General features: G+C 67.9%; 8 protein-coding genes and 2 pseudogenes. 3 read left to right on the top strand and 7 right to left on the bottom strand.

Features of this window, described 5'->3' with window-relative positions:
- Positions 1-462 precede the first annotated feature (462 nt).
- Together CG719_RS35150 and CG719_RS37690 are read left to right on the top strand one after the other, a co-directional pair.
- On the top strand, positions 463-1110 hold the full coding sequence (locus tag CG719_RS35150; protein ID WP_100572757.1) for a GOLPH3/VPS74 family protein: 648 nt from the start codon (positions 463-465) through the stop codon (positions 1108-1110).
- Between the two features lie 115 nt (positions 1111-1225).
- Positions 1226-1480: a helix-turn-helix domain-containing protein gene (locus tag CG719_RS37690; protein ID WP_100572756.1), complete on the top strand. Its 255-nt coding sequence runs from the start codon at positions 1226-1228 to the stop codon at positions 1478-1480.
- Between the two features lie 93 nt (positions 1481-1573).
- On the opposite strand, the gene CG719_RS35140 is transcribed toward CG719_RS37690, so the two are convergent.
- Positions 1574-2950, bottom strand: a complete 1377-nt coding sequence (locus CG719_RS35140; protein ID WP_100572755.1) for an IS1380 family transposase — start codon at positions 2948-2950, stop codon at positions 1574-1576.
- Between the two features lie 575 nt (positions 2951-3525).
- Between CG719_RS35140 and CG719_RS36045 the strand changes: the two genes are divergently transcribed.
- A complete protein-coding gene (locus CG719_RS36045; RefSeq protein WP_199836903.1) occupies positions 3526-4041 on the top strand; it encodes an SDR family oxidoreductase in 516 nt (171 codons plus the stop codon).
- Positions 4042-4224: 183 nt separating this feature from the next.
- On the opposite strand, the gene CG719_RS37280 is transcribed toward CG719_RS36045, so the two are convergent.
- The 6 genes and pseudogenes from CG719_RS37280 to CG719_RS35085 all read right to left on the bottom strand — a co-directional run.
- Positions 4225-4356, bottom strand: coding sequence for a hypothetical protein (locus tag CG719_RS37280; protein WP_267895386.1), 132 nt, complete (start codon positions 4354-4356; stop codon positions 4225-4227).
- A complete protein-coding gene (locus CG719_RS37685; protein ID WP_100572753.1) occupies positions 4353-4814 on the bottom strand; it encodes a threonine/serine exporter family protein in 462 nt (153 codons plus the stop codon). Before CG719_RS37685 ends, CG719_RS37280 begins: the two co-directional genes overlap by 4 nt.
- Positions 4769-5098 carry a hypothetical protein gene (locus tag CG719_RS35120; RefSeq protein WP_100572752.1) on the bottom strand — a complete coding sequence of 110 codons (330 nt, stop codon included), beginning with the start codon at positions 5096-5098 and terminating at the stop codon, positions 4769-4771. Before CG719_RS35120 ends, CG719_RS37685 begins: the two co-directional genes overlap by 46 nt.
- Positions 5099-7790: 2692 nt before the next feature.
- Positions 7791-8222: pseudogene (locus CG719_RS35095) on the bottom strand (IS5 family transposase); the annotation flags it as partial.
- Positions 8223-8248: 26 nt separating this feature from the next.
- The gene (locus CG719_RS35090) at positions 8249-9514 is read right to left on the bottom strand and encodes an IS110 family transposase (RefSeq protein ID WP_100572750.1); all 1266 of its coding nucleotides are present in this window, start codon (positions 9512-9514) and stop codon (positions 8249-8251) included.
- 425 nt (positions 9515-9939) lie between these two features.
- A pseudogene (locus CG719_RS35085) lies at positions 9940-10214 on the bottom strand (IS5/IS1182 family transposase); the annotation flags it as partial.
- Between the last annotated feature and the right edge of the window lie 135 nt (positions 10215-10349).

The raw sequence follows: 10349 nt of genomic DNA, 5'->3' as shown, positions 1-10349 counted from the left end.
GAGGCCCTTTCTGTTTGTGTGACCACCTGCCGGACAGCCCGCTTCATGAAAGCGCGAGGCTCATGATGTTGTCCTTGCCGTGGCCGCTGTCAAACGATTTACTCCTCAGACAGCCACCCACGACCAGCGCGAGTACCCAGAGAACCGGTCACACCAGCCCTTTGACCTGCGAATTCAAGTTGGCGGAGGCTCTACGTACACCGGTTCAGGGTATCCCGGTCATGAGCCTCGCACACCTCGCCATCTCCAGCGGTCCTGCCCCACGGTTATCCGGAAAGGGGGCATCAGCTCACGAACCGCCCCCTGGCCGGAAGGGAATTACAAATACGACTTATCGACAGGTTGGGCCGGAAGTGAATTGCGACACAATTGACCACCAGTCCGGCCCGATCACCCGAATTCGCCGACGCGCCTGGAACTTCGGCTTCCTTTTGCTCGTCTCCCTATCGAGAGGGGGATCCCATGACTGAGGATCTGACGATCGGCGAGCAGATCGTGCTGCTCGCACTGGACGAAGAGGCCGGCACCCTGCGCGAAGCGCCGCTGCGGGTGTCTCTGGCGGTTTCGGCGGCCGCCTTGCTGGAGCTGAGCTTTTCCGGGCACCTGACGGAGCGTGACGGCGCACTCGTCGTTGCTGGAGCGTCGACGCCGGCGGATCCGGCGGCCGTGGCCATGGCCGAGCACATGCAGAGCCATCCCGAGGAGACGCCCCGGGAGTGGCTGCTGGCCGTACGCGAGCAGGCACTCGACACGGCGTACAAGGGGCTGTCGGGGAAGAGGTTGGTGCGGGAGCACGGACGACGGGTCCTCGGCGCCTTCGGATCGGTGAAGTACCCGGTCACGAACCTGTCGGAACTCGGGGCGCTGCGAGGACGGTTGGTGGCCGTCCTCACTCAGGGTCAGGACCCCGACGAGCGCACGGCGGCGCTGATCGCCGTACTGCACCATGCGGGCCTCCAGGCGGTCCTGCTGCAGGGCTCCGGGGCGGAGGCACCCGAGGGCCGTCTGACCGCGATCGCCGAGGGGCAAGGCACGGCCGCGGAACTCGGAGACGCGATCCGCACCACGGTCGCCGCTCTCACCGCGGTGATCGCCTCGTCCGCTCTGTAGGGAAGGCGTCGGCGGACCCGCCGGCCGGGTCCGCCGACTGGGTCCGCCCACCGGACAAGACGACTATTCGCTCCTCGGCTTTACTGTTTGGCAGCTGTGATGAAGTAATGTTCGAATGGTGCCCATGGGGGAAATGGCCTTAACCGTATTAGGCATATCGAGTTTCGATGAATCCGTGTACATACCCCTTTTACGGGAAACGGAATTAGGGGTTTCCGGCCTGTGCGTGGTCCTCGGCTGTGACGACGAGGACATCCGCGCCTCGCTGCGAAGACTCGCCGACCGGGGCATGGTCCGCTTAGCCTCGATCTTGCGTGAGGGTCCGTCGACGGCGTCGGCGGGCCTTTTCGCTTTCCGGGACGGGTGGTGAGCAGGCCGGTGGCCCGACTGTCGCGTCAGGTGGGCGCCGGGTTCCACTGCCCGGGGTCGGGTGGTGCTGTCGTCGGGACGGGAAGTCTTCTGGTCAGCCCGGGTTGGGCAGGAGGGCAAGTCGCTCGAGGGCGCCTGCGATCTCACCTGCCCAGGGCCAGTGTTGGGTGAGGCGGAGGATGCGGCGTCGGCCGGTGGTGACGAGCTGTCCGGCGGTGGAGAACAGGCGAAACCGCAGCCGGCGGGGTTCCCAGAGCCGGGCTTGGCCGGTCAGGGCGAGCATGGGCATCCAGGCCAGCAGGTCGAGTGCGATCTGGACGATCTCCAGCCAGACCTTGTTCTGCGCGGTGTGGTGCAGGGGCAGGTTGCGCAGGCCGGTGGAACGGGCGGCCCGGATCTGGTCCTCCGCGCGGGCCCGCAGTCGGTGACGGAGCTCGAGTTCGGCGATCGGCCGGTCAGGGGTGTTGGTTGCGAAGCAGGTGATCCGCATGCCGTCCGCGTCGGTGATCCTCAACTGGGCCCCGGGATGGGGTCGTTCCTTGCGGACGATCAGCCGCATGCCCTTCGGCCAGCCGTCCAGCGGCTTGCCCGTGAGTTCGGCGACCCAGGCCCCGTCGCGGACCGTGCCGTCGGTCTCGACGGCCGGGGTCCAGGCCGTGGCCGGGATCTTCAGCACGTGCTGGTGAATGGTGTCGGTGATCACCATGCCGACCGAGTAGGACAGCCATCGGCCTCGCTTCGCGAGCCAGGACACGAAGTCGTGGGTGCCGCCGGCGGAGTCCGTGCGGATGAGCGTCTGCCGCCCGCGCCGGTACTTCTTCGGCAGCTGGGCCAGGGCCAGTTGGGCGGTGGTGATGTGGTCGGCGGCCGTGTTCGAGCCCGCGTTCCCCGGTCTGAGGAGGGCCGCGACGGGTTCGCCGGTTCCGCCCGGGCCGTGGTCGACGAAGGCTGTCAGGGGGTGGTGGCCGTAGGTCTTCTTCCAGGTCGCGGCCGCACCTTCTTTGTCGGAGTGCGCGATCACGAGGACGCCGTCGAGGTCGACCGTGATCTGTCCGTCGGTGTCCGGGGCATTCCTGCCCGCCAGCGACCAGGCCCGGTTGCGGACTTCGGACCGTGCGGACCGGATGGCCTGGAGGGCTTTCTCGCCGGAGGTGGCGAGGGTGTCGATCAGGCGGGAGACGGTCGGGTCGGAGGCGACCGGGCCGAAGACGGCCGGCTCGCACCGCAGCATCGCGACGTCCCCGAGGCAGTCTCCGCCGAGTGCGACCGCCAGGGCGACGTCCAGGAGGATCTTGCCGGGATCGTGGACGGCCCGCGGCTTGCGCCACGGAGTCAGAGCTACGGATATGGCCCGGTCAAGGCCCGTCTTGCGGACTGTTTCGACGAGCAGGACCGACCCGGCCTGGGAGACGACCTGACGGCCGTCACCCTGAACACGGACACGGGGATAGGACCCGATAGGGTACTTCACCTGGAAAGTGCCTCCGGCTGGAGCGGGAACAAGGACCTCAGCAATCCTCATTCTCGCAGGTCAGAGGCACTTTCTGCTTTCCTGACCGCTTGTCGGACAACCCGCTTCATGAAAGCCCGAGGCTAGAAACATGTGACGCCCTCCGTGTCTTCCGGAACTACCGGACTCGGAGGCCGCCTCAGACTGCACTGGGCGGCATCCTTGCCTTGGGCGCGCTACCCACAGCGGCGGCAAGACAACTGACCCTGGGTCGGCGGTGGTGCCATCAGGGGCCTGTTGCTGGTCCGTACCCCCGCCATCTTCGGCGGCACCCCTTTGCACGCGACGGTCGCAGTGCTGGTGAGCGGGGTGATGGTGGAGTGCAGCCGGTTCGGCGCGCCCACCCTCGGCATTCTGGCCGGGATTGTCGTTGGAGTCTCCTTGCGGCTCGCCGCGCTCACCTTGGGCTGGAGGCTGCCGGGCAGCGGCGACTGGCGTCCGGGGGGCGTTGCGCGGCCGAGGGTCCTGACCCCGATGCCCGATCGGAAGACTCACGCTGAAGCACGTAAAGGGGCATCCATGCCCCCAAGGATTCCGTGGACGCCGCCCTGGCAAGGCTCGGTGACATTCGGTGCGAACTGGCGGACTTGACGTTGTCCGCGCCGGTGACCACGCGTTTGCCGCCCGGCTTGCCGGCTCGTGCCAGGCAACGTACGGAGTGGCGGGCCGAGCGCGCTCCGGCTGGCTCTGAAATCATCTTCACGGGCGGGCTGAATCCAACAGTCGCCGGCCATACCGGGCAGGCTGTCGGATTGGCTCAGGACAGCTCGATGGCGGAATGTGCTTTCGCGGCGGTAGGGAGAGGCGGGTTTTCGCCGACCGACGGCGCCGTCGCCGGCGAGCGCATCCAGCGGGTCCTGCAGGGCCGGGCCGATGCCAGTGGCCGCAGCCTGGCGGACGTCACCGCCGACGCCCTGAGCATCCAGTCCCTCAAACGCTTCACCGACCCCGACGACATCGCCGCACTGGCCCTCTTCCTCGCCTCAGACAGCGCCAAGTCCATCACTGGACAGACCATCCCCATCGACGGCGGCTCGCAGGCCGCGCAGTGAGAAGCCGTGATCCTATGGCGGGGTGGAGGCCGCGGAGCGAGGTGATCCAGCCGCGCAGCTGAAGGCCCCGCAGCGTAGCTGTCCGGTGCCTTACCGCACAGGGTGACCGAGCTCCGCCCATGCTCGATCCGTTTGTGGTCAGCTGTCGGGCGTCGTGCGGCCGCGTAGCCTCCAGCCGGACCGTCAGGGACACTCGTTGCGTGCGTTCAGGCTGATGTTGAGAAAGGTGAGACCGGCGTTGGCCGCGCTGCGGGCGGCCCGGCTCATGTGGGCCGCGTAGTCCTGCTCGGTGAGGGCTGCCGGTGCGCGGGTCATGGTGCCGCCTTGCGGTTTCGCTGTGCCCTGCGTGGTCGGAGTGGGCGGCGACGTCGAAGAAAGCGTGCGGGGAGGCGCCGGCGAAAGGGACACCGAGCAGGACGCCCACATAGGCGGCCAGCTCGGCGGTCGCCGCGCTCAGGTAGTCGCCGGGGATGAAGTAGAACAGCGCCGGGAGCATCAGCAGGACGGGACCGCCGTGCGCAGGGTCGTTGGCGAACAGTTCGATCGTGACGACGGAGACCGCCGTCGACACCGTCAGCGGAAGGAACCGGTGCCGCGGCCGGCACAACTGTGGTGGCGATCTCGTACCAGGTGGGCTGCATCAACGGTGCGAAACCCAGCGCGAACAGCACGATGCCGAGGAACTTCAGCCACCACGGGTACGGCGTAGGTGCCGCCTCGATCTCCGTCAGCCTGCGGTCGGCCTCCGCGATTCCGGTCCGGCCTGTCCGCACTTCGGCGAGGAACGGTTTGAGCGCGGCGACCTGGTCGAGGCGGAAGACCTCCGGGAACCGTGCTCGATGACGGTGCGGGTACTGCCGTCCGCCGCGGTGACCGTGAGCGCCGCCGCCTCCGGCACCAGCAGCAGGGACGCGACGCCGCCGAAGGCGCGGGCACTGTCAACCACGGCTCGCTCGATGAGATGGGCGCCCTCGCCGGACGAGCGCAGCAACAGGCCGGCCAGCCGGGCCAGGAACGCCGTGAGATCGTCGATATCCGCGACCGATCGCTGCTCCACGTCCGCCTCCTCGCCCGGGGCCAGGAGTTCCTGCCTACACAAGCGGCCGCCTGGGCACACTTCGGGCGGCACGATCCCTGTCATGGGTGAGGGATCGAAAGCCCGCCCGTGTGCCGAGATGCTCCCACAGGCCGCAGACGAAGGCCGTCGAAGGATCAACTCGCCCGAGAGCCCGGGGCATTAGATTGCGATCCGAAGACCATTCCGACCGCCGGCAGGGTGGTCTCGGCCGGGGAGGCTTGTTGGGGCGCACGAGGTCAGGCGAGACGTCAGTCAGTCGACGAGCCAGAACCACCGCAGTGCCACGGCGTCGCATCCTCACTGACAGTGATGGCTCGGTCGAATGCTGGAGGTGATTTCGGCGCCGCGTCATCCGGCGTCCGGCGATCTCGCGGTAGGTCGCGGTCGGGCAGTTACTCGGTCAGGTCTCTGGTGCTTCCCGGTGTGCACCGTCCACGGTGAGGCGGATCCGCGTTAGGGCATCGGCGATTTCCAAGGTGTCCTCGTCGTCGGGACCGCAGACCACGCTGACGCTCGGGAACTCCGCATGGTGACATTCGCCGCCCAGCACGCCGCCAGCAACCCAGAGTGGGCAGATCAGGCCCAGTACCGCGTTGACTGCCTGCGTGGCCGCTGCGGACCACGTCCGTGGAGCTGGAAGGGAATCATGTAGTCCGCGTCGGCTGAGGCGGCCGGCGATCTCGCGCGTCCACTCCAGGGGACGCATGCCGGTAATCCCGGTCACCCAGGCCAGAGCTGCCGACTTGGCCGGGGCGGCGCGCTCTCCGCCGGCCTTCGTCTGAGCCGCTATGCAGGCCAGGGCGACTTGGGCGTAGGTCCGACGCGCGCCCCTGGCCGACGCTTGGGGTTTCGGCGAGCTGCCGCCCCTGGTACGCAAGCGGTCTGGCCTATCTCAAATTGCACAGCGGAGAACGAGGAGCGTAATGACTGACAGGCTGCCCCTTTGGCCCGTATCCATGAAGGGCTACGGTGCTGCCTCCTCAACAGCCCGAGATCTGGTGGATCGTGAGGAAAGCATCATGCGCCGGCGAGCCTCCACATGATTCTGGCTCTCTGGGACATCGACCGCACGCTCCTCTACACCGGCGACACCGACCGGCTGGTCTATCGGAGGAAGTAGTGGGCCGGTCTGCCGAGTGTTTGCCGGCTTGGGTCCGTGGCACCGTGGTGGAGAACGCACCGCAGAAGGAGGCCTGGCCGGCGATGAGTCCCGCCAAGAGGAAGCATTTCGCGGCCAGCTGCCCGGCCCTCGGCGCCACACTCACCGTGAGGAAACAGCTACCGCCGGCCGCGTACACCAGGAGGTTCACCCGTTCCTGGCCGGTACGGCGGCCAGGGCCCGTCGGGGAGCGGAGCCCTTTACGTCGCCGGGAGCCGAGTTCGCGGGGCGCGGGGCTGACTCGGACTGCGGCTCCGTGCCCCTGCCGTCGGTGAACGGCGGCCGTACCCGGCCTGTACGCCGGGCCCGGGTTTACGACCCGTTGCGCGGAGGTGAGCAGCCCATCAGCGTCATCTGACCGCGTCCCGGTCCCGCCACCCAGCCCAAGAACGTTGCGGCCGCCCGCCCCGTGCAAGTATTACTGCCGGTTGAGATTCCGGAGCCGTTCGATGGACCTCTGAAGAGCGCCGAAGGCGCGATCCGCGTCCTGCGGGGTGACACGGGCGGCAGGCAGGATGCCATTACGCGCGTTACGAATGCGGGCGTACGTGTCGAAGCTGACGAGAACCTGCCAGATCGCTGAATCCCGGGACTCGGAAGGGGACGAAGAAGTAGGTTCCTGGGGCGACATCGTGAGACTCCATCGGGACGGCAGCTGCTGGTTCGGACCACGACGGGTCCATCGCCGACCAGACTTCCCGGCACACCATCCGCCCGACAGAGCAAGGCGAACTGCCGCCACACTACCTGTAGCAACACCAGCACGACACGCAGATGGACTACTCAACGCAGAACCGATGAGGCGGCCCAGTCTGGGCGGCAGAGGGACCGGGATCTGATCGATGGTCAGGTAAGCGCCGGCGGTCCTCGGCCTGGGCGCGCAGACGGTGGCGGAGCTCCAGCTCGGCGATCGGCCGGCTTGTGGTGTTCGTGGCGAAACAGGTGAGGCGCGCCGTCCGATTGGGTCAGCCGTCGAGGACGTCACCGGCGAGTTCGGCGACCCAGGTGCGGCCCCGAGGGTCGAGGAACTGCTGGAAGTAGGGGCCGCGCAGGGTACTTTGCGGGCCACCGGCACATTTAGGACGACGGGGCTGTCGATCATCTCGTGGCTGACCAGTTGTTCGGTCAGGCGCTCAAGGGCGGCCGGGGCCGCGCAGCAGTGTGATCGCGCCGCTCCTGCTGTTTCCCGTGCTCTTCCTGTCCGGGGTGTTGCCCGCCCAAGGGACTGCCCACCTGGCTGAGCGTGATGACCCGGATCAACCCGCTCGCCTGCGCCGTCGATCCGCTGCGCCACCAGGTCTTCGCCGCTCAGTACATGCCCCACGCAGCCCGGGCCCGCTTCCCCGCCGGAGCCATGATCTTCGGATACCTGCCGCCGCTCGCCGCGGAGCTGCTCATCGTCGGCGCCTGCGCGGGTTTTGGAGGACCGGAGTATGCCCGCGGTCAGACCCAGTTCGCCCTTGCTCCGGCGCGCAGCGAGCCTTCTCGGGCGCCTGGGAGTAAGAAGTCATCTCATTTGGTGAGTCGGCGGTAGTAGATGAGGGTGCAGGCGATGCTGGTGAAGGCGAGGAAGTGGTCGGCCTTGCGTTCGTAGCGGCGGTGGAGTCGTCGGCAGCCGGCGAGCCAGGACATGGTGCGTTCGATGGTCCACCGGTGCCCTCCGAGCCGCTGCGAGGTCTCGACGCCTTTGCGGACGATGCGGTGCCGGATGCCTCGCTGGGACAGCCATTTCCGCAGGTGGCGGTAGTCGTAGCCCTTGTCGGCGTGGAGCTTGCCGGGCCTGCGCCGGCGGGGCCCCCGGCGGGAGCGGATGGGCGGTATGCCCTTCACGAGCGGGATCAGGGCTTGGCTGTCGTGGACGTTGGCGCCCGAGATTCCGACGGACAGGGGCAGACCCGTCCGCTCGGTGATCAGGTGGATCTTCGAGCCGTACTTGCCCCGGTCGACAGACATCCCACGCGGTTAGCGCGTCAAGCGGCCTGGGCGGGAAGCGCAGTCGGCGGCGGGCTGGGGAAGGCCTTCGCCTCGTCGTAGAGCTGGTGGTGCTGGAGGCAGAAGTAGAGCATCCCCATGAATCGGTTGAACAGGTTGCGCTGCGCGGCGATGTGCCGATCGCCAGCCTTCCGCCGCCGGTCGTAGTGGGCTCTGGCGCCGGGCGATTTCGTCAGGGAGGAGAAGGACCAGACGTAGCCGACTGCGGCCAGCCTCTGATTCTTGACCTTGCGGCTCAGGACTACGCAGCTCTTGCCGCTGGCTCTGGTGACAGGTGCGCTGCCCGCGTACGCCTTCAGCGATCCGGCACTCGCGAACCGGGTCCGGTCGTCGCCGATCTCGGCCAGGATCCGGGCTCCGGATAAGGAGCCCAGGCCCGGGAAGCTGGTGTAGATCGGCGCGTCGGGGTGCGCGTCGAAGGCCTCGACGCAGGCGGCTTCGAGTTCGTCGGCATTGGTGCACGCGATGTCCAGCTGTCGCAGCAGCGCGAGGGTCTGCCGGCCGAACGCGGCTTCGACCTGGGGAAGGTGGTGCATGTAGTCGCGGTGGAAGATCTCGTAGAGCCGGTCGGCCTCGGCTTCGATGCCGCGGACGCGGCCGGCGCGTTTGAGTAGGGACCGCAGATGGCGGCGCGTGAGCTGGGCGGCCTTCGTGGGCGTCGGGGCGGCCGCCAGGATGGTGCGGGCCTCGATGGCACACAGGCCGAAGCGGTGCCCGGCGAACGCAGCCAGGATCGCCGGGTAGAACTCGCGCAGCTGCGAGCGGAGCTTGTTCTGGGCCTGGCCCTTGTCCCAGACCGCGTCCTGCTGGGCGCGCGCCAAGACGGCGATGGCCTGGGCAAGCTCCGAGTCCGCAGGCAGGGACCGGTGCACGTCCCGGTCGACTCGCAGGATGTTGGCCAGGGCCGCGGCGTCCACCGCGTCGGACTTTCGGCGTGCGACGCTGTGGCGGTCCCGGTAGCGGGCGACGGCGAGCGGGTTGATCGCGTAGACCGGCCGTCCGGTGGCCCGCAGCTCGGCGATCAGCAGGCCGCGGGACGTCTCGATGGCGACGGGGATCCGCTGGTCCTCAAGGTCGCCGTGTTCGGCGAGCAGCGTGATGAGCTGGGCGAATCCGGCCGCATCGTCACTGATCCGCGCTTTGGCGAGCTGCTTTCCGCCGGTGTCGACGATGGCGACGTCATGGTGGTCTTCGGCCCAGTCCACTCCGCAGAACGCTGGCGGCGGTAACTCGGCTGTCTCCATCCCTACCTCCTCAACCTGATGCTTTTATGCAGGTCAGAGCCTTCGCAGGGTGCGCGTGCTCCCTAATGGAAGTGCTCAGGGCACAACATCCCACTAGCCGTTCGCAACCCCAGCGGGCCGCATGGCCCTCGGTCTTCGGCAGAGCTGGAACGCTCGCGACGTTGGAGAGGTGATCCACACGGTCGGCTCAGGTCGCAACCAGCGAACCGGATCCAACTGACAAGGCACAGGCGGAGTTGAGCAGTTGCCCTCGGATACGCGCGTTGTGGCTGACGAGGCACAGATACGGGCCTGTCTGTGGCAAGAGCTGACCGCCCGGATAACAGGAAGACCTCGCACCCGTGCCCCTGAAGCGAGCCCCGCAGCCTGTCGAAAGAGCTCACGGCTCCCGATTCGGATGGCGATGCCCCGCTTCGGTGCCCATTAGGATTCGGACCTGCCAGGTCCCCCTTTTCAGGGCCCGCATGTTCACCGAGTCGATCGCGCACCGGGACCAGTCCAGATCGCCGCGGGCTCCGAGTTCGTCGAGGACCAGGCGGTGCAGCTTGGCCCAGCCCCGGGCCTTGGCCAGCACTTCACGGTCACCGTGTCGGCGTCGGCCGCCGCCCTGCGGCCGCGATGGCGCCTCCGGCACCACTCGCTGGAACAGCTCCCACAACTCGTCCGGCACCAGCCGCTCAACAATCCCCGCCACGACCAACAGCCCACTGGGCCAAATGAGATGACGTCTAAGCGTCCGGCCGGGTCACCGGGGCGCCAGGGGCCGACCGGGCAGATGGTGTCCCACCGAGTGGTGTAACAGCGATCTCTGCATAGCCCCTGGCCATGGGGCGGC

It is taken from the genome of Streptomyces sp. CB01373 (assembly GCF_002803075.1).
GTDB lineage: Bacteria > Actinomycetota > Actinomycetes > Streptomycetales > Streptomycetaceae > Streptomyces.
Note: the sequence above shows the minus strand (reverse complement) of the source record. Positions and strands in the feature narration are given on the sequence as shown.